19 protein-coding genes, 1 tRNA gene and 1 pseudogene are annotated in these 21,990 nt (G+C 71.8%); 12 read left to right on the top strand and 9 right to left on the bottom strand.

Annotation, left to right across the window (positions count from 1 at the left end; translation table 11 throughout):
- Window positions 1-116: 116 nt before the first annotated feature.
- Window positions 117-2,321: an MMPL family transporter gene (locus tag ASG70_RS06380; protein WP_162253892.1), complete on the top strand. Its 2,205-nt coding sequence runs from the start codon at window positions 117-119 to the stop codon at window positions 2,319-2,321.
- On the opposite strand, the gene ASG70_RS06375 is transcribed toward ASG70_RS06380, so the two are convergent.
- Window positions 2,292-3,920 (bottom strand): AMP-binding protein, encoded by a 1,629-nt coding sequence (locus ASG70_RS06375; protein ID WP_056882992.1) that lies wholly within the window; start codon window positions 3,918-3,920, stop codon window positions 2,292-2,294. The genes ASG70_RS06380 and ASG70_RS06375 overlap by 30 nt on opposite strands.
- 67 nt (window positions 3,921-3,987) lie before the next feature.
- Here ASG70_RS06375 and ASG70_RS06370 point away from each other — a divergent pair, with 67 nt between their 5' ends.
- Entirely contained in the window at window positions 3,988-5,625 is a 1,638-nt protein-coding gene (locus tag ASG70_RS06370) for an ABC-F family ATP-binding cassette domain-containing protein (RefSeq protein ID WP_056883251.1), read from the top strand.
- Between the two features lie 9 nt (window positions 5,626-5,634).
- Here the strand turns inward: ASG70_RS06370 and ASG70_RS06365 are convergent, their stop codons facing one another.
- The 4 genes from ASG70_RS06365 to ASG70_RS06350 all read right to left on the bottom strand — a co-directional run bounded on the left by ASG70_RS06365 (window position 5,635) and on the right by ASG70_RS06350 (window position 10,054).
- The gene (locus ASG70_RS06365; protein WP_056882991.1) at window positions 5,635-6,465 is read right to left on the bottom strand and encodes an NAD(P)-dependent oxidoreductase; all 831 of its coding nucleotides are present in this window, start codon (window positions 6,463-6,465) and stop codon (window positions 5,635-5,637) included.
- Window positions 6,466-6,706: 241 nt separating this feature from the next.
- Entirely contained in the window at window positions 6,707-8,908 is a 2,202-nt protein-coding gene (locus ASG70_RS06360; protein ID WP_200949211.1) for an MDR family MFS transporter, read from the bottom strand.
- Window positions 8,908-9,504 carry a MarR family winged helix-turn-helix transcriptional regulator gene (locus tag ASG70_RS06355; RefSeq protein ID WP_056882990.1) on the bottom strand — a complete coding sequence of 199 codons (597 nt, stop codon included), beginning with the start codon at window positions 9,502-9,504 and terminating at the stop codon, window positions 8,908-8,910. Before ASG70_RS06355 ends, ASG70_RS06360 begins: the two co-directional genes overlap by 1 nt.
- A gap of 103 nt (window positions 9,505-9,607) precedes the next feature.
- Window positions 9,608-10,054 carry a MarR family winged helix-turn-helix transcriptional regulator gene (locus ASG70_RS06350; RefSeq protein ID WP_056882989.1) on the bottom strand — a complete coding sequence of 149 codons (447 nt, stop codon included), beginning with the start codon at window positions 10,052-10,054 and terminating at the stop codon, window positions 9,608-9,610.
- 102 nt (window positions 10,055-10,156) lie between these two features.
- Between ASG70_RS06350 and ASG70_RS06345 the strand changes: the two genes are divergently transcribed.
- Genes ASG70_RS06345 through ASG70_RS06330 form a run of 4 tightly spaced genes read left to right on the top strand, consistent with a single transcriptional unit; the run spans window position 10,157 to window position 12,863 of the window.
- On the top strand, window positions 10,157-10,828 hold the full coding sequence (locus ASG70_RS06345; RefSeq protein ID WP_056882988.1) for a hypothetical protein: 672 nt from the start codon (window positions 10,157-10,159) through the stop codon (window positions 10,826-10,828).
- Between the two features lie 12 nt (window positions 10,829-10,840).
- Window positions 10,841-12,070: a pyridoxal phosphate-dependent aminotransferase gene (locus ASG70_RS06340; protein ID WP_056882987.1), complete on the top strand. Its 1,230-nt coding sequence runs from the start codon at window positions 10,841-10,843 to the stop codon at window positions 12,068-12,070.
- Window positions 12,070-12,495 (top strand): CrcB family protein, encoded by a 426-nt coding sequence (locus tag ASG70_RS06335; protein WP_056882986.1) that lies wholly within the window; start codon window positions 12,070-12,072, stop codon window positions 12,493-12,495. The genes ASG70_RS06340 and ASG70_RS06335 overlap by 1 nt, the downstream gene beginning before the upstream one ends.
- Window positions 12,492-12,863 carry a CrcB family protein gene (locus ASG70_RS06330; protein ID WP_200949210.1) on the top strand — a complete coding sequence of 124 codons (372 nt, stop codon included), beginning with the start codon at window positions 12,492-12,494 and terminating at the stop codon, window positions 12,861-12,863. The genes ASG70_RS06335 and ASG70_RS06330 overlap by 4 nt, the downstream gene beginning before the upstream one ends.
- A gap of 123 nt (window positions 12,864-12,986) precedes the next feature.
- Here ASG70_RS06330 and ASG70_RS06325 read toward each other — a convergent pair whose 3' ends face one another.
- Complete coding sequence (locus ASG70_RS06325; protein ID WP_082590198.1) at window positions 12,987-14,504, bottom strand: MFS transporter; 1,518 nt, start codon at window positions 14,502-14,504, stop codon at window positions 12,987-12,989.
- Between the two features lie 96 nt (window positions 14,505-14,600).
- On the opposite strand from ASG70_RS06325, the gene ASG70_RS06320 reads away from it, so the two are divergent.
- The 3 genes from ASG70_RS06320 to ASG70_RS06310 all read left to right on the top strand — a co-directional run bounded on the left by ASG70_RS06320 (window position 14,601) and on the right by ASG70_RS06310 (window position 17,182).
- On the top strand, window positions 14,601-15,572 hold the full coding sequence (locus tag ASG70_RS06320) for a YafY family protein (RefSeq protein ID WP_056882985.1): 972 nt from the start codon (window positions 14,601-14,603) through the stop codon (window positions 15,570-15,572).
- A 99-nt stretch (window positions 15,573-15,671) separates the two neighbouring features.
- Entirely contained in the window at window positions 15,672-16,127 is a 456-nt protein-coding gene (locus tag ASG70_RS06315) for a VOC family protein (RefSeq protein ID WP_056882984.1), read from the top strand.
- Window positions 16,128-16,180: 53 nt separating this feature from the next.
- Window positions 16,181-17,182 carry a hypothetical protein gene (locus ASG70_RS06310; protein ID WP_056882983.1) on the top strand — a complete coding sequence of 334 codons (1,002 nt, stop codon included), beginning with the start codon at window positions 16,181-16,183 and terminating at the stop codon, window positions 17,180-17,182.
- Window positions 17,183-17,343: 161 nt separating this feature from the next.
- Here the strand turns inward: ASG70_RS06310 and ASG70_RS06305 are convergent.
- Window positions 17,344-17,416: transfer RNA gene (locus ASG70_RS06305), tRNA-Arg, on the bottom strand.
- A 392-nt stretch (window positions 17,417-17,808) separates the two neighbouring features.
- Here ASG70_RS06305 and ASG70_RS06300 point away from each other — a divergent pair.
- From ASG70_RS06300 to ASG70_RS06295, 3 genes and pseudogenes are all read left to right on the top strand, one after another.
- On the top strand, window positions 17,809-19,650 hold the full coding sequence (locus ASG70_RS06300; protein WP_056882982.1) for a phosphoenolpyruvate carboxykinase (GTP): 1,842 nt from the start codon (window positions 17,809-17,811) through the stop codon (window positions 19,648-19,650).
- Window positions 19,651-19,801: 151 nt separating this feature from the next.
- Window positions 19,802-19,948 (top strand): annotated as a pseudogene (locus tag ASG70_RS18795) (S26 family signal peptidase); the annotation flags it as partial.
- A gap of 1 nt (window position 19,949) precedes the next feature.
- Entirely contained in the window at window positions 19,950-20,465 is a 516-nt protein-coding gene (locus ASG70_RS06295) for a MauE/DoxX family redox-associated membrane protein (RefSeq protein ID WP_056882981.1), read from the top strand.
- 56 nt (window positions 20,466-20,521) lie between these two features.
- Here the strand turns inward: ASG70_RS06295 and ASG70_RS06290 are convergent, their stop codons facing one another.
- Together ASG70_RS06290 and ASG70_RS06285 are read right to left on the bottom strand one after the other, a co-directional pair.
- Window positions 20,522-21,325, bottom strand: a complete 804-nt coding sequence (locus ASG70_RS06290; protein ID WP_082590301.1) for a DinB family protein — start codon at window positions 21,323-21,325, stop codon at window positions 20,522-20,524.
- A complete protein-coding gene (locus ASG70_RS06285) occupies window positions 21,322-21,912 on the bottom strand; it encodes a DUF664 domain-containing protein (protein WP_056882980.1) in 591 nt (196 codons plus the stop codon). The genes ASG70_RS06290 and ASG70_RS06285 overlap by 4 nt, the downstream gene beginning before the upstream one ends.
- Window positions 21,913-21,990 lie beyond the last annotated feature (78 nt).

Raw genomic sequence — 21,990 nt, 5'->3', positions numbered from 1 at the left:
TCTCGGGATCGGCGCGGTGCACGGTCCTCGGCTCGCGGCACATTGTGCCGCACGCTACTGTTTCCATGATAGAACTATTTCTCAGTAGAAGTGCTGGGAATGACGAAGGAGCTGACGTGGCTGGCGGACATGGGTTCTCGGGGGCGGGACGCGTCCTCGGAAAGCTGGTGGGACCTCGAGTGAAGTGGCTGGTCGTCGTGATCGCCGTCCTCGTCTCCGCGGCGGCGTTCGCGTTCGCCGGTGAGCCCAAGGCCGTCTCCACGACCGCGGCCTCGCTCCCCGACAGCGCCGAGGCGGCCCAGGTCACCGCACTGCGCGAGAAACTCCCCTCCAGCGGCGTCACCCCGGCGATCGTCGTCTACAAGGCCGCTTCGGGCGAGGTCGACGTCAAGGCCGTCGAGGCATCGCGCGACCGGGCGGTGGCGGCCGTGAAGCAGTGGGCACCCACCGCCGCCGCGGCAGGTGGCGCCGCGCCCGGTGGCGCGTCGGGCAGCGGCGCGTCGAGCGGTGGCGCCGCGCCCGGTGGCGCGTCGGGCAGCGGTGCTCCCGCCGGGGCCATCCCGCCCCAGCTGTCGGAGGACAAGGGCACCGCACTCGTCATCGTGCCGCTCAAGGCCGACCTGCCGGACGGCGCCAACTCCGACGCCGTCGCGGCCCTGCGTGCGGTGGTCCGAAAGGGCCTGCCCCAGGGACTGACCGCGACCGTCACCGGCGGACCCGCGTTCGGAGCCGACATCGGCGCGGTCTTCGACGGCGCCGACATCCGCCTGCTCGGCGCGACCGCCGGCGTGGTCGCGCTCCTGCTCCTGGTCACCTACCGCAGCCCCTGGCTCTGGCTCGTGCCCCTGTCGGTCGTCGGCACCGGCGACCAGGTCGCGAGCAAGGCCCTGACCGTGCTGTCCCGCATCAGCGAGGTCCGCGCCGACGGCGCCGTCACCGGCATCACCTCGGTGCTCGTATTCGGGGCCGGCACCAACTACGCCCTGCTCCTCATCGCCCGCTACCGCGAGGAGCTGCGCCGCACCGAGGACCGCCACGAGGCCATGCGCGCCGCCCTGGGCTCCGCCGCGCCGGCGATCCTCGCCAGCGGCGGCACGGTGATCCTCGCCCTGCTCAGCCTCGGCCTCGCCGACGACCCCTTCGCCCAGTCCCTGGGCTACGCAGGTGCCATGGGCATCGCCGTCGCGCTCCTCTACGCGTTGCTCGTCCTGCCTGCCGCGATGGTGCTCTTCGGCCGCCGCCTGTTCTGGCCGTTCGTACCCCGCGTGGGCACCCTCGACCCCAGCCACGCCGGCGTGTGGCGCCGGCTCGGTGACGCCGTGACCGGGCGTCCCGTGGTCGTCGGCCTCGCCGCCGTCGCGGTGCTGGTCACCCTCGCCCTCGGCGGGCTGAGCCTGTCCGTCGGCCAGTCGCCCAACGAGCAGTTCCTCGAGAAGCCCGAGGCCGTCGTCGGCCAGGAGCAGCTGGCCGCGGCCTTCCCCGCCGGGACGAGCGAGCCCACCACGATCATCGCCAAGGCGTCGGCTGCGCAGGCCGTCACCACGGCGGCAAAGCAGGTGCCCGGCGTGCAGGACGTCCGCCGGTCCGGTGGCGACGACCGGCTGGTCGAGCTGAGCGCCGTCCTCGACGCCTCCCCGGGGACGACCAGGGCGTTCGACCAGGTGCGCGCCCTGCGCACCTCGGTGCACGCCGTACCCGGTGCCGGCGCCCTCGTGGGCGGCGCCGACGCCGAGGCCCTCGATGCCAGGACCACGGCCGACGGCGACCGGTGGCTGCTGTTCCCCCTGATCCTCGGGATCGTCGTGCTGGTCCTGCTGCTCCTGCTGCGCTCCGTGGTGGCCGCCCTGGTCCTGGTGGCCACGGTGGTCGCCACCTACGTCGCGAGCATGGGCGCGAGCTGGTTCGCTTTCCAGCACCTGCTCGACTACCCCCCGCTGGCCGTCAGCACCCCGCTTCTGGCGTTCCTGTTCCTCGTGGCGCTGGGCGTCGACTACAACATCTTCCTCACGACCCGGGCCCGGGAGGAGGCGGCCGGTGGCTCGCACGCCCGCGAGTCGATCGTCATGGCGCTGGCCGTCACAGGTGGCGTCATCACCAGCGCCGGCATCCTGCTGGCGGCGGTGTTCGCGGTGCTCGGCGTGCTGCCCCTGGTGCAGCTGGCGCAGATCGGCGTGATCGTCGGGTTCGGCGTCCTGCTCGACACCCTCCTGGTGCGCTCGGTGCTCGTGCCCGCGGTCGTCAGCCTGCTCGGCGACCGGTTCTGGTGGCCGAGTCACCCGGCCCGGGGGACCTCAGCGGCCGAGGCCGAGGTCGGCCACTGACTTCTCACGCATCTCGACCTTGCGCACCTTGCCCGTCACGGTCATCGGGAACTCCTCGACGACCGTGACGTAGCGCGGGATCTTGTAGTGCGCGAGCTTGCCGCTCGCGAAGGCGCGCACCGCCTCGGCGTCGAGCGGCTGAGCGCCCTCGCGCATCCGGATCCACGCGCACAGCTCCTCGCCGTACCGCTCGTCGGGCACACCGATGACCTGGGCGTCGAGTATGTCGGGGTGGGTGTAGAGGAACTCCTCGATCTCACGCGGGTAGATGTTCTCGCCACCGCGGATGACCATGTCCTTGATGCGTCCGGTGATCTGCACGTAGCCGGACTCGTCCATGACGGCGATGTCGCCGGTGTGCATCCACCCGTCGACCAGCACCTCGTCGGTCTTGTCCTGCTGCTCCCAGTAGCCGAGCATCACCGAGTAGCCCTTGGTGCAGAACTCCCCCGCCTCGCCCCGCGGCAGCGTCTCGCCGGTGACCGGGTCGACGACCTTGATCTCCAGGTGCGGCCCGACCCGGCCGACGGTGCCGACCTTCTGCTCGAAGGTGTCGTCGGTGCGGTTCTGCGTCGAGACCGGCGAGGTCTCGGTCATCCCGTACGCGATCGTCATCTCGGTGATCCCCGCCTCGATGAGCTTGGTCATCATCGTCGCGGGACACGGGGATCCGGCCATGATCCCGGTGCGCACCGAGGACAGGTCGTATGACGCGAAGTCGGGCAGCGACCACTCCGCGATGAACATGGTGGGCACGCCGTACAGGGAGGTGCACCGCTCGTCGGCCGTCGCCTTCAGCGTCGCGGCGGGGTCGAACCCGGGTGCGGGGATGACCATGGCGGCGCCGTGGGTCGTGGCTGCGAGGTTGCCCATGACCATCCCGAAGCAGTGATAGAAGGGCACGGGGATGCAGATGCGGTCGGCCTCCGTGTAGCGGCACAGCTCGCCGACGAAGTAGCCGTTGTTGAGGATGTTGCGGTGGCTGAGGGTGGCTCCCTTCGGGAATCCGGTCGTGCCCGACGTGTACTGGATGTTGATCGGGTCGTTGGGGTCGAGCGACGCCTGCACCTGCGCCACCTGCTCGTCCGTCACCTCGTCGGCCCGGGCGAGGAGCGCCTCCCAGCTCGCCCGGCCCAGGACGTGGGCGCCGACGACAGCCGGGCAGCGGTCGCGCACCTCGTCGAACATCGCGACGTAGTCGCTGGACTTGAACGACTCGGCGAGGAAGAGGTGGGAGATCCCGGCCTGGCCCAGGACGAACTCGAGCTCGTGGGTGCGGTAGCTCGGGTTGATGTTGACCAGGATCGCGCCGATCTTCGCGGTGGCGTACTGCACGACGGTCCACTGCGCGCAGTTGGGGGCCCAGATGCCGACGCGGTCGCCCTTGGCCACCCCGGCGGCGAGCAGCGCCCTGGCGAGCCGGTCCACCTCGGCGCCGAACTCGGCATACGTCCACCGGATGCCCTGCGCGACGTCGACGAGGGCCTCCCGCTCCCCGAACCGCGCGACGGTCGCGTCGAGGTTGTCGGGGATGGTCTGCTCCAACAGGGCCGGCTCGGTCTCGCCCACGGTGTGCGACAGCGTCGTCATGGTTGCCATCCCACCGCGCAGGAGGCCAACCCACAACCCCGTGCCCGAAGGTCGGTTCGGTACCGTCGGACCCGACATGAGCACCACCCTCAAGGCCTCCGGCCTCGCCGCCGGCCACGGCGCCCGCGCCCTCTTCGCCGACCTCGACCTCATCGTCGCCCCGGGCGACGTCGTCGGGCTCGTCGGCGCGAACGGTGCCGGCAAGTCCACCCTGCTGCGGCTGCTCGCCGGCGAGCTCGAGCCCGAGGCCGGTGCGGTGACCCTCGCGCCCGCCACGGCCACCGTCGGCCACCTGCCACAGGAGCCGGAGCGGCGCGCCGGCGAGAGCATCGCGGCGTACATCGCCCGTCGCACCGGGGTGACCGCGGCAGAGGCGACGATGAACGCGGCGGCGGAGGCTCTCTCGGACACAGCGCCGGGCGCCGACGACCGGTACTCCGTGGCGCTCGAGACGTGGCTGGCGCTCGGTGGGGCGGACCTCGAGGAGCGCAGCGCCGCGACCGCGGCCTCACTGGGACTCGGTGTCGACCTCGACACCCCCATGACCGCGTTGTCCGGTGGACAGGCGGCCCGAGCCGGCCTCGCCGCGCTGCTGCTGTCGCGCTACGACGTGCTGCTCCTGGACGAGCCCACCAACGACCTCGACCTCGACGGCCTCGAGCGGCTGGAGCAGTTCGTCAGCGGTCTGCGCAGCCCGGCCGTCATCATCAGCCACGACCGCGAGTTCCTGGCGCGCACCGTGACCCGGGTCGTCGAGCTCGACCTGGCCCAGCAGCAGGTCTCCGTCTACGAGGGCGGTTACGACAGCTACCTCGCGGAGCGGGCCGTCGCCCGGCGGCACGCGCGCGAGGCCTACGAGGAGTACGCCGACACCCGCAGCGGCCTGGAACAGCGGGCCCGTATGCAGCGTGACTGGGCCACCGTCGGCGTGAAGAACGCCCGGCGCAAGAAGTCCGACAACGACAAGTTCGTCACCGCGTTCAAGGTGGACTCCTCGGAGAAGCAGGCCGCCAAGGCGCGCCAGACCGAGCGGATGATCGAGCGCCTCGAAGTCGTCGAGGAGCCCCGCAAGGAGTGGGAGCTGCGGATGACGATCGCCGCCGCCCCGCGTTCCGGTTCGGTGGTGGCCTCGGCGTCAGGGGCCGTCGTGCGCCGCGGCGAGTTCACCCTCGGGCCGGTCGACGCCCAGGTCGACTGGGCCGACCGCGTCGTCATCACCGGTGCCAACGGGTCGGGCAAGACGACGCTGCTCGGGGCGCTCCTCGGCACGATCCCGGTCGACGAGGGCAGCGCAGGGCTCGGGTCGTCGGTGCGCCTGGGTGAGGTCGACCAGGCCCGCGGGCTGTTCCTCGGCCCGCAACCGCTCGCCCGCGCGTTCGGCGAGGCCCTGCCCGAGTGGCCTGACGCCGAGGTGCGAACCCTCCTGGCGAAGTTCGGCCTCGGCAGCGAGCACGTCCACCGCCCGGCGGCGTCGCTGTCTCCCGGCGAACGCACCCGCGCGGCGCTGGCACTGCTGCAGGCCCGCGAGGTCAACCTCCTGGTGCTCGACGAACCGACCAACCACCTCGACCTGCCGGCCATCGAGCAGCTCGAGCAGGCGCTGGACTCCTTCGGCGGCACCGTGCTGCTGGTGACCCACGACCGGCGCATGCTGGCCGACGTGCGAGCCACCCGCCGATGGCACCTCGACGCCGGCCGGCTCGCCGAGCTCTGAGCGAACGCCTCAGCCGAGGAACAGGTCGGGTGCCAGGCCCTCGTCACGGCCGGTCATCGAGTACGGCGCGAAGTCCTCGACCCCGCGCGAGCGCAGCAGGTCCTCGTCGATGACGGTCTGGCCGTTGAGCGCCCCACCGGGGGTGGTCAGGACCTCGTACGCCGCGTCGGCGACGATCTCCGGACGGCGCGACACCTTGACCATCTGGTCGCCTCCCGGCAGGTTGCCGATCGCGTCGGTGGCCACCAGGGTCGCCGGCCACAGGCAGGTCGAGGAGACGCCCTTGCTGCCCAGCTCGTGTGCGAACCCGAGTGCTGCCAACGTCATCCCGTACTTCGCCATCGTGTAGGCGGGGTGCCCGGCGAGCCAGCGCGGGTCGAGGTTGATCGGCGGGCTCAGCGTCAGCACCTTCGGGTCCGGCGACGCCAGCAGGTGCGGGATCGCGGCCCGCGTCAGCATGAACGTCCCGCGCACGTTGACGTCCTGCATGAGGTCGTAGCGCTTGGGGTCGAGGTCGACCGACGGGCTGAGGTTGAGGACGCTGGCGTTGTTGACGACCACGTCGATCCCGCCGAACTGCGCCACCGCCTGCTCCACCGCCGAGGCGATGGTCTCGTCGTCACGGATGTCGCCGACGATCGGCAGGGCGTGGCCGCCGGCGTCCTCGACGGCCTTCGCAGCGGTGTGGATGGTGCCGGCGAGACGGGGGTCGGGCTGGTCGGTCTTGGCGACGATGGCGATGTTGGCGCCGTCCCGGGCCGCGCGCGTGGCGATCGCGAGGCCGATGCCCCGGCTGCCGCCGGACATGATGATCGTGGTTCCGCGCAGCGACGTCGTCATGGGGCCCGAGCCTAGTTACCGTGCAGTAGCCACGGAACGCGGCGACGGCGTGGGCCTCGTCACCCCGCGGCCGGGGCAGGGGCGGGCGCTTCGGGACGGGGCTCGGCACGGCGCCATACCGGCCCGCGCACCCAACCCCACCGCTGAGTGAGCGCGAAGTGCGGGAACCCGCGGGGGATTCCCGCACTTCGCGCTCACTGAGGTGGGCGGCGCCGGTACCGAGCCCGGGGCCGCCTTCCCGTTACTGCTGGTGGCTGCGCTGGGCCAGCTCGCTGGTCCGCTCGGCCTCGAGCCGGGCGCGGGCGATGATCGCCTCCGCCTCGGCGTGCGCGGCAGCCACGACCTGGTCGGCTGTCGCCTGCGTGCTGCGCAGGAGCGTGAACTCCAGGTCGTGCAGCGCGTCAGCCGCTCGGTGCTGGGAGTGCCGCCCCTCGGAGGGGTGCTCCAGCTCCTCGATGATGGCCGCGAGCCCGGTGTGGAAGTGGCCGAGGGCCGCGTCGACGTCGCGCCCGAGGCCCTGGAGCAGGTCGCGTGCCGCCACGATGGCGTCGTCACCGGACCGGACCCGCGAGCGCACCTCGTCCTGCGCCGACGTCAGCACGTCGAGCGCCGCCAGCGCCTTGAGCTCGTAGGACTCCGACGGCGACTCCTGGGCGAGCGCGCGGGAGGCGCGCGCCTCGGACCGGTGGGCCGACGTACCGTGCCCGGCTGCATTTCCCACGCCGGCCGGCTCCGGGGCGGTGCCCGGCGCGGCCTCGACGTCCGTCCCCGCCATGGCCTCCCCCGCGGTCTCCTCGGGAACGGCCTGCACGGCCTCCGCGATGGCGGGGGCACCTGTGCCGGTCGCGGCGGCGGTGGCAGCCTCGTCCGCCATCGACACCGTGGTGCGCAGCTCGGTCTCCTTGACGAACAGCACGGCGAGCAGGGCCACCACGCCGAACGCCGCGGCGATCAGGAAGATGTGGCCGGTGGAGTCACCGTAGGCGGCGCGGACGATCTCCCGGATGGGTGCGGGCATGTCCTTGACGTCCAGGGTCCCGGTGCCGCCGCCCGACTGGGCAGCCGCTGCGGCCTTGGGCCCGAGGGCCTTCAGCCCCTCGACGATGTGGTCGCGGACGCCGTTGGCGAGGACCGCACCAAGGACGGACACACCCATCGCGCCACCGAGGGTGCGGAAGAACGCGATGCTCGCCGATGCGGCGCCGATGTCACGGACGTCGACCGAGTTCTGCACGGCGAGCACGAGGTTCTGCATCATCGCGCCCATGCCGAGGCCCATGAGGGCCATGGCGGTGCCGATCTGCCACAGCGGGGTGAGGTGGTCGAGCCGGCCGAGCCAGACGAGACCGGCGGTGAGGAACACGCCACCGATGACGATGATGCCCTTCCACTTGCCGGTGTTGCTGACGAAGCGACCACCGAGCGTCGAGGACACGAGCAGCGCACCCATCAGCGGGATGGTGAGCAGCCCCGCGTGGGTCGGGCTGTAGCCGCGGGAGATCTGGAAGTACTGGGTGAGGAAGGTGGTGCCACCGAACATCGCGACCCCGACGGCGACGCTGGCGATGATGACCAGGCCGGTGGTGAGGTTGCGCAGCAGGCGGATCGGGATGATCGGCTCGGCTGCCCGGAGCTCCACGACGATGGTCAGCGCGAGGCCGAGAAGGGTGCCGCCGAGGTAGAGCGCGGTCTGCGTGGACCACCACGGGAAGTCGTTGCCCGCGAAGGTGACCCACAGCAGGGGCAGCGAGGACGTGATCGCGATGAGGACGGCGCCGAGGTAGTCGATCTTCGGCATGCGCTTCTCGGTGGTGATGTGCAGGGTCGCCTGGAGGATGAACATGGCGATGATCGCGAGCGGCACGCAGACGTAGAACGTCCAGCGCCAGCCGAGCCCACTGTCCACGATGAACCCGCCGAGGAGGGGGCCGCTCACGGTGGACACGGCCATGACGGCGCCCATGTAGCCGGAGTAGCGACCGCGCTCACGCGGGGCGATCATCGCGCCCATGATCGACTGGGTCAGGGCCGTGAGGCCGCCCATGCCGAGGCCCTGGACGACGCGGCAGCCGATGAGGAAACCGACGCTGTGGGACTGGCCCGCGGCGATCGAGCCGAGGACGAAGACGGCCAGGGAGAGCTGGACGAGCAGCTTCTTGCTGAACAGGTCGGACAGCTTGCCCCAGATCGGCGTGCTGACGGTGGTGGCCAGCAGCGACGCCGTGATGACCCACGTGTACTGGCGCTGGGTGCCGTGCAGGTCGCCGATGATCGTCGGCAGCGCGGTCGAGACGATGGTGCTGCTGATGAGGGCGGTGAACAGGCCTGCGAGCAGCCCGGTCATGGCCTCGAGGATCTGCTTGTGGCTCATCTCGTCGACGGCGGGGCGCGCGGCCGGCGCGGGCGGCTGGCTGGGGAGCGCGGGGGCGGTGGTGGACGACATCACTGGCTTTCGGTGGCGGGCTGGGTGGTGGGAGTGGTCTGGTCGACAGCCCGGGCAGCGGCGGGGTGCCCGGGGCGCAGGCTGGGGGCGAGCCCGCTGTGGCGAGGGGCCCCCAGCTCGGCCGCTCGGAACAGCGCCTGCTCGAGCTGGGCGAGGGTGGAGGGCATCCGGGCGATCTCCTCGTCCGGCACGCCATCGAGGGCTGCTCGGAGGATCTCCGCGTACTCGCGCTGGATCGCGGCGAGCTGCTCGCGGCCGGCGTCGGTGAGGATGATGTGGCAGGAGCGGGCGTCGTGCTCGTCGCGCTCGCGGGTCACGAGGCCGTCCTCCTCCAGGCGCGGGAGCACGCGGCTCACGACCGAGGGGGCGACCCCTGCAGCCACGGCGAGGTCGCCGGGGCGGTCGTGACCGTCAGTGGCCCGGGACAGTGCCTTGAGGACGGCGACGGGGGTGCCGGACGCGCCGAGCTGGTCGTGCCGCTGACGGGCGACGGCCCTGCTGGCGCGGATGAGGCTGGTGAGGGCGGCGATGACCTCGAGGGGCCCGTCAGGACGGTCGGTGCCGGCGGCGGGCCTGGTCGCGAAGCTGGTGACCACGGCTACTCCTTTGGTTGCAGAACACAACCATAAGCGTAGTTGGTTGTCCTATGCAACTTGTCGCGGGCAGGGCAGGGCCAGGCGGGGCGGGACCAGGCCGGCGCTAGAGAGCGGTGTCGTTGAGCTGGCGAAGCAGGCGGGCCAGCTCGGCGATGTCGTCGCCGTCCCACGTCGTCAGCTGTGCGCGCAGCCGTTCGCGGCGGCCCTGGAACGACCGCTCGAGCGCCTCCGAGCCCGACGCCGTGAGCCGCACCTGGCGGGCCCGGGCGTCGGCCGGGTCGGGGACGCGCTCGATGAGGCCGAGCTCCTCGAGCACGGAGAGGTTGCGGCTCATCGTCGACTTGTGCAGGCCGAGCACCTCTGAGATGTCGCCGCCTCGGGCGCCTCCGCCCGCGTCGCCGAGGTCACGCACGGTGACGAGCACGGCATACCCGGAAGGGTCGAGGTCGGGGTGCACCTCGGTCGCGGTGCGCTGCTGGGAGCTGCGCGCCCGGCGCAGCAGCCTGGTGAGCTCGACCTCGAGCTCGCCGAGGGGCGTCGTGGGCGGCATGGGGCCAAGCGTAGGGGCGCCGGCGGCGGCTGCGCTGCCGCTCCGGCGCAGTCGCCCCGGCCGGGAGCGGCGCGGTCACACCGGCCGTGACAAGGTGAGGCGGTGCAGGGACGCCAGAGGTTTCACGGCCAGATCGCCGGGGTCGGCAGCACCAGCGGCGCGCGGGTCGTGGTGGGGCGGTGGACCGCCTCCCCCTTCGGCACCTTCGCCGACGTCATGCTGGAGCAGGCCGACGGACACCGTGTGCTGCTGGCCCCGACGCCGCAGGTGGCCGAGTTCGTCGCCGACACCTACGTCTTCGACGAGGTGGTCGTGTGCCCGGTCAGCGCCGCGGCCACGCTCGGGCGGGCGGGCACCCCGGAGGGCTCCCGGTGGGACGTCCGCGCCGGTGACCTGGCCGTGCGCCTCACCGTCGGCGGCCGGGCACCGCTCGGGACGCTGCTGCGCGCAGTACCCGGTCGCGTCGCCGACAGCACGGCGTTCGCGACGCTCGCCGACCCGGTCGCCCGCCTCACCCTCCGGGGCGTGCGCACGCGCGGCCAGGCCCGGTCGGGGCGGCGGGAGTGGTACGCCGCCCACGACCTGCACCGGGTCACCTCCCTGACCGGCAGGTGGCGCGGAGCCGACCTCGGCGCGCTGGCGGCGGTCGACCCGCCGGCGAGGTTCGGTTTCTCCTCGACCCCGCGGACGCCGGGTGTCACCTCGGTCGTGACGACGGTCGAGGTGCTCGGTGTTCGCGGAGTGGCGGGCGGAGCACCTCCGACCGTGGTTTGACACACTGCAGGCGTGCGCCGCATCACCCAGTCCCGCAAGCTCCACCAGGTCCGCTACGACGTTCGCGGGCCGATCCTCGTCGAGGCCCAGCGCCTCGAGGCCGAGGGGCACAAGATCCTCAAGCTCAACATCGGCAACCCGGCACCGTTCGGCTTCGAGGCCCCGCAGGCCGTGCTGCAGGACATGGTCCACCACCTGCCCAACGCCCAGGGCTACAGCGACTCCCGCGGCATCTACTCGGCCCGCACGGCGGTCGCGCACTACTACCAGTCGCGTGGGCTGACCGACACGCACGTCGACGACGTCTTCATCGGCAACGGCGTCTCCGAGCTGATCTCGATGGTGCTCACCGCGTTCGTCGACGAGGGCAACGAGATCCTCGTGCCGGCGCCCGACTACCCGCTCTGGACGGGCGCGGTCACACTCGCCGGCGGCACCCCGGTCCACTACCGCTGCGACGAGTCGAACGGCTGGAACCCCGACCTCGAGGACATCGAGTCGAAGATCACGCCCAACACCCACGCCCTGGTCGTCATCAACCCCAACAACCCGACCGGCGCCGTCTACAGCGAGGACGTCGTCAAGGGGCTGGTCGACATCGCCCGCCGCCACGACCTCGTCCTGATGTCCGACGAGATCTACGAGAAGATCCTCTTCGCCGACGACCAGTACCAGCCGGTGCACCACCACACCGCGACGTATGCCGGCGACGACGTGCTCTGCCTGACGTTCAGCGGACTGTCCAAGGCCTACCGCGTGTGCGGCTACCGCGCCGGCTGGGTGATGGTGTCGGGGCCGAAGTCGATGGCGGGCGACTTCCTCGAGGGGCTGACGCTGCTCGCCAACATGCGCATGTGCGCCAACGTCCCCGGGCAGCACGCGATCCAGACGGCCCTCGGCGGCTACCAGTCGATCGAGGAGTACATCCACCCCGGCGGCCGGTTCTACGAGCAGAGCAAGACCGCGTGGAGGCTGCTCAACGAGATCCCCGGCGTCTCCTGCGTCGAGCCGCACGGCGCCCTCTACTGCTTCCCGCGCCTCGACCCCGAGGTCTACCCCATCGAGGACGACCAGGCGTTCGTCATCGACCTGTTGCGGGAGAAGAAGATCCTCGTCACCCACGGCACGGGGTTCAACTGGTTCGAGCCCGACCACTTCCGGCTCGTCACGCTGCCCGACGTCGAGGTGCTCACCGAGGCGATCGGCCGGATCGGGGACTTCCTGGAGACCAAGCGCGCCTGATGACCCCGCGCCCACGAAGCCGCGCACCCCGAAGTCGTGTCGGGCTGCTCGTCGCCCTGTCCGGCGGCGGCATGCTCGGCTCGCTGGGCCGGTACGCCGTGGGCCTGGCCCTGCCCCACGCCGCGGGGGCGTTCGCGTGGTCGACCCTGCTGGTCAACGTGACCGGCTCGCTGGCCATGGGCGTGCTGGTGGTGTGGGTGCTGTCCATGGACCGGCCCCACCCCCTGTTGCGCCCGTTCCTCGGGGTCGGGGTGCTCGGTGGCTGGACGACCTTCTCGTCGTTCACCCTGGACGCCCGCACCATGGTCACCGAGGGCCACGGCCTGCTCGCTGCGTCGTACGTCGTGGCGTCGTTCGCCCTGGGCCTGGTCGCCGTCGGGGTCGGGGTCACGCTCGGCGAGCGCGCGTTCGGACCGCGCCCGTGACGGTGACCTCCGCGCTGCTCGTCGCCCTGGGTGCCGCCGCCGGCGCGCCGCTGCGCTTCCTCGTCGACCGGTGGGCGCGCAGGCACAGCCGCGCCGGCACCACCCTGGGCACCCTCATCGTCAACATCGTCGGTTCGTTCCTCCTCGGGGTGGTGGCCGGCCTCCCCGACGCCTCCTCCTGGGTCATGCCGCTCGTCGGGATCGGCTTCTGCGGCGCGCTGACGACGTTCTCGACGCTCGCCTTCGAGCTCTGGGTCTTCCTCGAGCGGCACGAGTGGAAGCCGTTCGCCGCGACCCTGGCGCTCTCGCTCGGGGTCGGCCTCCCCGCCGTCTGGCTCGGCTGGTCCACGGCGTCCCTGCTCGCCTGACCGCTGCCCGGCTGCAGCCGGCCGGCCAGACCGTCGGCGACCGCGTACGCCGCGCGGCACGGTCCGCCGCTCGGCACCGCGCCGGCGCACCTGGGTGCGAGGCGCGGTGCCGAGCGGTTCGGCTCAGTGCTCCGCAGGCTGGCTCGCCACCGCCGGCAGCTGCCGGGCGACGACCGCTGCCACGAGCATGAGGCCGACCAGGACGGCGAGCGCGACCTCCATCGCGGGACGGAACATCTCCACAGGGACCGGCGACCCGTGGGTGTCGACCACCGAGAAGAAGAGCGAGCCGACCACGGCCACCCCGACCGCTCCCGAGAGCTGGCCCGTCGTGCTGAACAGCCCTGACGCGGACCCGGCCTTGTCGACCGGCACGTCGGCGAGGGTGAAGACACCGATCGGCGAGACCATCAGCCCGAAACCCGCACCCGCCACGACGAACCCGGGCAGGAACGACCACACCGAGGTCGAGGCGTCGGCGCCGTGAACGGCCACGGCCAGCAGCACCGCCCCGGCGGCCCACGTCAGCGCACCGATCTGCAGCACCCGGCGGCCGATCCGCGGCGCGAGCACCGCGACCCCGACTCCCGCGAAGACCGTCGTCGTGAGCGCGAACGGCACACCGGCCAGCCCGGCCTTCAGCACCGACCAGCCCAGACCGGCCTGCAAGTAGATGGTCTGGCACAGGTAGTAGGAGCTCATGGCCACGAACAGCAGCGAGTTCATCGCCGACCCGGCGCCGAAGCCCCGGCCGCGGTAGAGGCTGAGCGCGACCAGCGGCTCACGTCCGCCACTCTCGGCGCGGACCTGCGAGCGCGCGAAGAGGCCGAGCACCACGGCACCAGCAGCCATCGCCGCATACACCCAGGCCGGCCACCCGAGCTCGCGCCCCATCGTGAGCGGGTAGAGCACGGCGAGCAGGCCCACGGCGAGCACCGTGACACCACGCGCGTCGATCCGCGGGCGTTGCGTGGCCACGGACTCCGGCACCCATCGGAGCGCCGCGGCAATGGCGAGGGCCCCAAAGGGGACGTTGACGAGGAAGATCGACCGCCACCCGAGGCCACCGAGGTCGGCCTCGGTGAGGAGGGCGCCGAGGACCGGCCCGAGGACCGCCGACAGGCCGGCGAGGCCCGTGAACAGGCCCATGGCCTTGGCCCGCTCGTGCGGCGCGTACATCACCTGCAGGCTCGAGAGCACCTGCGGGATCATCGCCGCCGCAGCCAGGCCCTGGAGCGCGCGGAACCCGACCAGCGCCTCGGCGTTCGGCGAGAACCCGCACGCCGCCGACATGAGCGTGAAGCCCACGAGTCCCCCGAGGAAGACGCGCTTGCGGCCCCACAGGTCGCCGAGGCGCGAGCCTGTGATGAGGCCGACGGCGAAGGCCAGGGGGTAGGCCGCGACCATCCACTGGAGCTGGGCGGCGCTGGCCTGCAGCCCCGACTCGATGGTGGGTAGCGCGACATTGACGATGGTCGTGTCGAGCAGCTCCATCGTCGAGGCCAGGAACAGGCTGAGCAGGGCGATGGTGCGTGCCCGGCCGACGGGCAGGGCGCTGCGGGCGACGGCGCCCTCGCCCTCCCGGACGGGTGGGTGCGCCGTGGACCCGCCCTCGCGGGGCGCCTCGAGCGTCGTGGTCATGTCGTTCTCCTCACGTGGACTCCGGTCTTGGGTCACCTCCCACGCTAGGGAGACTTCCGGCCACTTCCTGACCGCTATCCGAGGCATCCTTGAGCCATGGCCAACACCAGCTCCCGCACACTGCGACTGCTCTCGCTGCTCCAGACGCACCGCTTCTGGGCCGGGCCGGAGCTCGCGGGACGGCTCGAGGTGTCCGAGCGCACCCTGCGACGCGACGTCGAACGGCTCCGGGACCTCGGCTACCCCGTCGACTCGGTCCGCGGGATCGAGGGCGGCTACCAGCTCGGTGCAGGGGCGACCATGCCGCCGCTCACGGTCGAGGAGGACGAGGCCATCGCCATGGTCGTGGCCCTCAACGGTGCGGCCCAGCTCACGGCGGGCCCCCTCGCAGAGGCCTCGGTCAGCGCCCTGTCGAAGGTCGTCCAGGTGCTGCCGCCCAGGCTGCGCCGCCGCGCCGAGGCGCTCCGCGCCGTCACCGACGACTCGCCCTTCGCCCAGGCCCCGACGGTCCACGCCGACGTCCTGGCGACCATGGCGCAGGCCATCCGCGACGCGGAGCGGGCCCGCTTCACCTACCGGGCGCGGGGCGGTGCCGGTGCCGGCGAGCAGGTGCGACGTCACGTCGAGCCGCACCGCCTGGTCACCGTCGGGCGGCGCTGGTACCTGCTCGCCTACGACCTCGACCGGCAGGACTGGCGCTCGTTCCGGCTCGACCGCCTCAGCGAGCCGTCCGGGACCCGCGCGCGCTTCCGTCCGCGCGAGGTACCCGGTGGCGACGCCGCGGCGTACGTGCGCAAGGGCCTGTCCCGCAACGAGATCGGCCACGCCGTGCGCGCCCTGGTCCAGGCCCCGGCAGAGCAGGTCGAGCAGCAGATCGCCCGGTGGGCGACGGTGACCCCGGTGGACCGGCACACCTGCCGGGTGGAGATGGACGGGCGCCAGGCCCGGTGGGCGGCCTTCGGGCTGGGAGTCCTCGAGGCGCCGTTCACCGTCGAGGAGGCGCCGGCCGAGGTGGTCGAGCTGCTGGGCCGGTGGGGCCGGCGGTTCAGCGAGGCAGCCGGGTCCTGACGTTGGCGTCGGGCCTCGCCCGGCTGGGCCGGTGCGTGGCGCTCCCCCTGCTCGGCCGACCTGTTCCCCCCGTCGGCCGGCGCTGACACACTCGCAGGTATGGCGACGAGCTGGCAGCTGACGGTCGACTGCGCCGATACCGAGCGGATGGTCGAGTTCTGGTGTGCGGCGTTGGGGTACGTCCCCGAGCCCGCCCCGCCCGGTTGGGCGAGCTGGCTCGAGTACTGGCGCGCGGCCGGGATCCCCGACGAGGACCTCGAGGGCGCCGAGGACGGGAGCGGCGCGGTCGTCGACCCGGACGGGATGCTCCCGCGGATCTGGTTCCAGCAGGTGCCCGAGGGGAAGGCCGGCAAGAACCGGCTGCACCTCGACCTGCGCCGGACACCCGGGCGTGAGCAGATGCCGTACGCGGAGCGCCGCGCGGCGGTCGAGGCCGAGGCGCAGCGGCTGGCGCGCCTCGGCGCCACCGTTGCCTGGGTCAACGCACCGGAGGGCGCGGACTACTTCGCGGTCACGATGCGCGACCCCGAGGGCAACGAGTTCTGCGTCTCGTGAGGGGCTCGCGCGCCTGCCCCAGGCGGCGGATGCCCACCTGAGAGGCTGAGCCCGTGCTCACCACCAACGACGTCGCCAAGTGCGAGCGCTGGTTCGACGACAACGGCCTGCCCTACTTCGTCGAGTCCGGCCACGAGGCCATCCAGCGCGCGCTCGCTCCCCGCGTGGTCGGGCTGTGGGCCGGCCTGCTCGCCGTACCGGCCGCCGTCGCGGTGCTGGTGGGGGTCGCGCTGCACTGGACCGCCGCCGAGGTCGTGGGCCTCGCGGTCGCGGTGCTGCTCGTGGGGGCCGTGGCCCGCGCGGTGCGGGTCTTCCGGGTCGCGCTGATCAGCCGCTGGGCCCTGGGTCACGCGTGGGAGAACCGCTCCCTGCTGGGCCCGCTCGCGACGCGCGCACTGCCGTTCCTCCTGCTGTTCATCACGTTCCTGTTCATCAACACCGAGGTGTGGCAGGTCTGCGCGGCCCTCCCCCGCCCCCTGCTGTGGGCCAGCGTCGGGATCTTCGCGCTGATGGCGGTCGCGTTCCTCGCCCCGTCCTTCGCCAGCGAGATCGCCCGGGTCGGCGTCGAGGTGGAGGGCGAGCGCCTGGCCGCGACCTGCCAGGGCACCCCGGTGGCGTCCGCGGCGCGCGAGATCCTCGCCGAGCCGCACCTCGCCTCGGAGGTCGCGGGCATCCGGCTGCCACCGTTGCAGCGACGAAACCTCATGCTCATGCTCTTCGTCGCCCAGGCGGTCCAGATGCTGTCGCTGGTGCTCATCGTGTTCGGGTTCTTCGTCGTGTTCGGCTCGATCGCCATCCGTCCCAGCGTGATCGAGACCTGGGTCGGCTCGCCCCCGCACTTCACCGGGCCCTTCCACCTCATCAGCGACGAGCTGTTCTCGGTGGCGCTGTTCCTGTCGGGGTTCGCCGGGCTCTACTTCACGGTGCAGGCCGTCATCGACGACACCTACCGGCGCGAGTTCTTCACCCGGATCGAGGACGACCTGCAACAGGCCATCGGCGTCCGCAAGGTCTACGTCGCCCTGCGGGCCCACCTGGCCCACGCGTCGCGCTGAGCCCTCACCCCGCTCGGTGAGCGCGAAGTGTCGGTACGGGGGCGCCATGACGACACTTGGCGCTCACTGAGCCGTGGCTCGGGCACGACCGACCCGGACCCAGATGCGACGACACCCCGGTCCGAGGGACCGGGGTGTCGTCGTTCTGTCTCAACACAGAGTGCGCCCGAAGGGATTCGAACCCCTAACCTTCTGATCCGTAGTCAGATGCTCTATCCGTTGAGCTACGGGCGCCAATGCTGCCCCGGGGATCGCCCGGAGCAACGACGGGAAAGACTACCGGCTCACCCCCTCGCCCACGAAATCGGCCCCGCTCGACACTCCAGGCGGCCCCCCGGCGAGGACCGCCTGGTGCCCCGGGGGGCAAGAAATGAGCGGCGTGGCGGAGAGTTCTTGCAGCGCTTGCAAGAACCAAACATGCAGGTCAGGGCTACTCCTGGGTTGTGAGGATTTTCACGAGCGATCTCCGCCGTCGGTGGTACCGGCCACCTCGACGGCGGGTCTACCTTGGCCAGACCAGCAGCGTTCACGATGTGGACTCCACATCGGCATCCACAGCGGCGTGGACGCATAGACCTCACCGGTTCCGGGGCCACGGACCCGGGCGAAAGGGACGGCCGATCAGCATGACGACCGAGGCGACACACACCACCGACCAGCGCGCAGGAGGCACGACGCACGCCGCTCTCCAGGCGTGGGTCGACGAGGTGGCCGCGCTGACCACCCCCGACCACGTCGAGTGGGTGACGGGCTCCGACGCCGAGTGGACCCGCCTGACCGACAAGCTCGTCGAGGCCGGCACCTTCGTGCGCCTCGACGACTCGAAGAAGCCCAACAGCTTCTACGCCGCCTCGGACCCCACCGACGTCGCCCGCGTCGAGGACCGCACCTTCATCTGCTCCGTGGACGAGAAGGACTGCGGGCCGACGAACAACTGGATGGACCCGAACGAGATGAAGGACCTCATGCGCGGGCTCTACGCCGGCTGCATGAAGGGCCGCACGATGTACGTCATCCCGTTCGTCATGGGCCACCTCAACGCCGAGAACCCGATGTTCGGCGTGGAGATCACCGACTCCGAGTACGTCGTCGTCTCGATGCGCGTCATGTCCCGCACCGGCGTCAACGTGCTGCGCCGCATCGAGGAGCTCGGCGAGAAGGCCAACTACGTCCCGGCCCTGCACTCGGTCGGTGCACCGCTCGAGCCCGGCCAGCAGGACGTGAAGTGGCCGTGCAACCCGGAGAAGTACATCGTGCAGTTCCCCGAGGAGCGCATGATCTGGAGCTTCGGCTCCGGCTACGGCGGCAACGCCCTCCTGGGCAAGAAGTGCTACTCCCTGCGCATCGCCTCGGTCATGGCGCGCGACGAGGGCTGGCTGGCCGAGCACATGCTGATCCTCAAGCTCATCTCCCCCGAGCAGCAGGTCTACTACATCGCCGCCGCGTTCCCTTCCGCCTGCGGCAAGACCAACCTGGCCATGCTCGCCCCGACCATCCCGGGCTGGAAGGTCGAGACCCTCGGCGACGACATCGCCTGGATGCGCTTCGGTGAGGACGGCCGGCTGTATGCCGTGAACCCCGAGTTCGGGTTCTTCGGCGTCGCCCCCGGCACCAACGAGCACACCAACCCCAACGCCATGAAGACCATCAACAAGGGCAACTCGGTCTTCACGAACGTCGCACTGACCGACGACGGCGACATCTGGTGGGAGGGCCTGGAGAACACCCCGGCCCACGCCACCAGCTGGAAGGGCGAGAACTGGACGCCCGACTCCGACGAGCTGTCGAGCCACGCCAACAGCCGCTACTGCACCCCGATCGAGCAGTGCGACATCCTGGCCAAGGAGTACTACGACCCCAAGGGTGTGCCGATCTCGGCGATCTTCTTCGGTGGCCGCCGCAAGACGACCGTCCCGCTGGTCACCGAGGCCCGCGACTGGATGCACGGCACGTTCATGGGCGCGACGCTCTCCTCGGAGACGACCGCCGCTGCCACCGGTGCCGTCGGCGTCGTCCGCCGCGACCCCATGGCGATGCTGCCGTTCATCGGCTACAACGCGGGCGACTACTTCCAGCACTGGATCAACGTGGGCAAGGACGCCGACGCCACCAAGCTGCCGAAGATCTTCTACGTCAACTGGTTCCGCCGTGACGACGAGGGCGGCTTCCTGTGGCCCGGGTTCGGCGAGAACAGCCGCGTCCTGAAGTGGGCCATCGAGCGCATCGAGGGCAAGGCCGCCGCGGTCGAGACCCCGATCGGCCACGTGCCGACCCCTGAGTCGCTCGACACCGACGGACTCGACATGAGCGACGCCGCCCTCGAGCAGGCGCTGGCCGTCGACGCCGAGGAGTGGAAGGCCGAGATCCCGCAGATCGAGGAGTGGTTCGCCAAGTTCGGCGAGACCCTGCCGACGCAGCTGCAGGTCGAGCTCGACGGCCTCAAGGCGCGCCTCGGGATGGACGACTGACCCCGCTGGCTACCGGCTGACTCCGCGTTTGGGGGCAGTGCAGTGACGAATACGTCACCGCACTGCCCCCAAACGCGTCTACGGAGCGGTCAGTCCAGCCAGCCGAGCCGCTGCGCCATGACTCCGGCCTCGAACGCCCGAAACCGTCCGGCCCACCGTCGGCTGCTCCGCGGTGCCGCAGGGCCACCTGGTGGTCCTGGGCGACAACACGCACAGCCTCGACTCCCGCCAGCTGGGCTTCATCGCCGCGGACGCCGTGGTCGGTGTCGTGGGGCGCCGACTTCTCCAGGGGGCCTGACGTGGACGTCGACCTCACCCTCCGCAGCATCCTGGTCGCGGTCTTCGCCGTGGCCGCCTTCAGCAAGCTGCGCAGCGTCTCGTCCTTCCGCGACTTCGCCGAGTCCCTGCGCCCGCTCGGAGCGGCTCGGTCGGCGCCCGCCGTGGTCGCCGGGGAGGTTCTCGTGGTGGTGCTCCTGCTCACCCGCTGGGCACTCGTCGGCTACCTCGTGGCCGCCGGGATCCTGCTGGTCTTCGTGACCGGGATCGCCCGGTCGCTGCGCCAGGACGTGCCCGTGTCGTGCCGGTGCTTCGGCGGTCGGGGCGGCCGGCTCGGCGGGCGGCACGTGGTGCGCAACCTGCTCCTCGTCGTGGTCGCCGTCGCGGGTGCGTCAGTCACCAGCGGCTCACTCCCCGCCTCGGCCGGGGGGGCCGCCCTTGCGGCAGGCTCCGGCCTCCTGCTGAGCCTGCTGTTCATCGGGTGGGACGAGCTGGCGTTCGTAGCAGGGCTCGACGAGCGAGGAACCGCGGCGAGGTAGCCGTCCCGGCCGCGAGGGGGCTGGGGTGACGACCACGCCACCCCCAGCGCCCTCCGTCACTGACAGGGCTGCGGGTCGGTGACGAGCCGGGACTCGAGGACGGCCAGGTCACGGGTGGCGTAGGCGTGGTGGTGCCACTCCTCGTTGACGATGCAGCCGACCACGCGCGATACCGGGAAGGACTCGGACTCGGGGTAGCCGGGCTGGGTGACCGGGGTCGTCGTGCCGGCGAGGCGCTCGTCGGTGAGGCCGTCGACGACCTCGCGCACCGTGGCCATCCGGTCACGCCGCAGCTCGAGCACCTCGTCGAGGGATGGTCGCACGTCGTGGTCGCGGGGCACCGACGGGATGTCGGCCATGTCGTCGTGGGGCAGGTCGAGCGGGCTCCACGGCGCCGGGTCGCCGAGCAGCGCCCTGCGGATCCACGCGTCGGTGGCGAAGACGAGGTGGCGCAACGTCTCGACGAAGGACCACTCACCGTCGACCCGCTCGTGCAGGAGGGCAGGGTCGCGGGACTCGAGCCGCCGTGCGCGGTCGACGGTCTCGGACCACCGCCGCTCGAGCACGTCCCAGGCCTCGCGGAAGCCGGCCGGGTCGGTGGGGTGCATCCGCGTCCGGTCGGGGTCGCGCCGGTCGAGCTCGGCCTCGACGAAGCCCGTCACGTCGACCCCGTTGACGGTGAGGCGCTCGACCTCGCCGCTGATCTCCACGTCGAGGAGTAGCGACCCCCTGATCACGGCCTGCCGCAGGTCGACGTTCCTGAACCGCGCACCGGTGAGGTAGGTGTCGTCGAAGACGGCGTCGGACAGGTCGAGCCGCCGGAACACCTCGCCGCGCCTGCTGTCGTCGTAACCGCTCACCGCTGCGGCCACCGCCACCCGTCACCGGAGACCGGCTGCCAGCCGTCCGGCGGGTCCTCGCCGACGCGACCGTCGACGGCCTCCCGCAACAGGTCGGCGTGACCGGTGTGCCGGCCGTACTCCTCGACCATGTCCAGCACGAGCCGCCGCAGGTTGGCGGGCCGTCCGTGGGGGCCGGTCTCGACGACCGGCCCGGCGAGGCCGCCGTCGGCGAGGGCGGCGTCGACCCGGGCGCGGGCCCGGGCCACGGCCTGGTCATAGAGGTCGTAGAGCTTCTCCGGAGGGTCGTCGACGGCCGAGGTCAGCTCCCAGTCGACGTCCTCGTCCCAGCCGTTGTCGTCCCACACGGGGTCCATCGGCGCACCGGCCAGCTTGACGGCGAACTTGTGGTCCTCGCAGACGGCCAGGTGCTTCAGCAGCCCGGCGAGGGTCAGGCTCGACGCCCCGACCGTCGTGCGCAGCCCCTGCGCGTCGAGGCCGTCGGCCTTCCAGCGGAACGTCGCCCGCAGCCGGTCCAGCGCCCCCAGCACTGCCTGCTCCTCGGTGCCCGCGAAGGGCGGTTCCCATGGTCTCGAGGTGGTGTCCATGCGGGCACCGTATCCAGCGTTGTGGACGTTTCACGTCCACAACCGGACACCGATGTGCCTGCCACCCCGCACCACGCC

Origin of the sequence: Phycicoccus sp. Soil748 (assembly GCF_001428025.1) — a bacterium.
GTDB lineage: Bacteria > Actinomycetota > Actinomycetes > Actinomycetales > Dermatophilaceae > Pedococcus.
Note: the sequence above shows the minus strand (reverse complement) of the source record. Positions and strands in the feature narration are given on the sequence as shown.

Bases quoted from the DNA above. Each gene is read 5' to 3' on its own strand.
- ASG70_RS06365 (WP_056882991.1), bottom strand. From the start codon at position 6,465: ATGACGACGTCGCTGCGCGGAACCACGATCATCATGTCCGGCGGCAGC.
- ASG70_RS06300 (WP_056882982.1), top strand. From the start codon at position 17,809: ATGACGACCGAGGCGACACACACCACCGACCAGCGCGCAGGAGGCACG.
- ASG70_RS06335 (WP_056882986.1), top strand. From the start codon at position 12,070: ATGACCCCGCGCCCACGAAGCCGCGCACCCCGAAGTCGTGTCGGGCTG.
- ASG70_RS06370 (WP_056883251.1), top strand. From the start codon at position 3,988: ATGAGCACCACCCTCAAGGCCTCCGGCCTCGCCGCCGGCCACGGCGCC.
- ASG70_RS06350 (WP_056882989.1), bottom strand. From the start codon at position 10,054: ATGCCGCCCACGACGCCCCTCGGCGAGCTCGAGGTCGAGCTCACCAGG.
- ASG70_RS06320 (WP_056882985.1), top strand. From the start codon at position 14,601: ATGGCCAACACCAGCTCCCGCACACTGCGACTGCTCTCGCTGCTCCAG.
- ASG70_RS06315 (WP_056882984.1), top strand. From the start codon at position 15,672: ATGGCGACGAGCTGGCAGCTGACGGTCGACTGCGCCGATACCGAGCGG.
- ASG70_RS06375 (WP_056882992.1), bottom strand. From the start codon at position 3,920: ATGGCAACCATGACGACGCTGTCGCACACCGTGGGCGAGACCGAGCCG.
- ASG70_RS06360 (WP_200949211.1), bottom strand. From the start codon at position 8,908: ATGTCGTCCACCACCGCCCCCGCGCTCCCCAGCCAGCCGCCCGCGCCG.
- ASG70_RS06325 (WP_082590198.1), bottom strand. From the start codon at position 14,504: ATGACCACGACGCTCGAGGCGCCCCGCGAGGGCGGGTCCACGGCGCAC.
- ASG70_RS06285 (WP_056882980.1), bottom strand. From the start codon at position 21,912: ATGGACACCACCTCGAGACCATGGGAACCGCCCTTCGCGGGCACCGAG.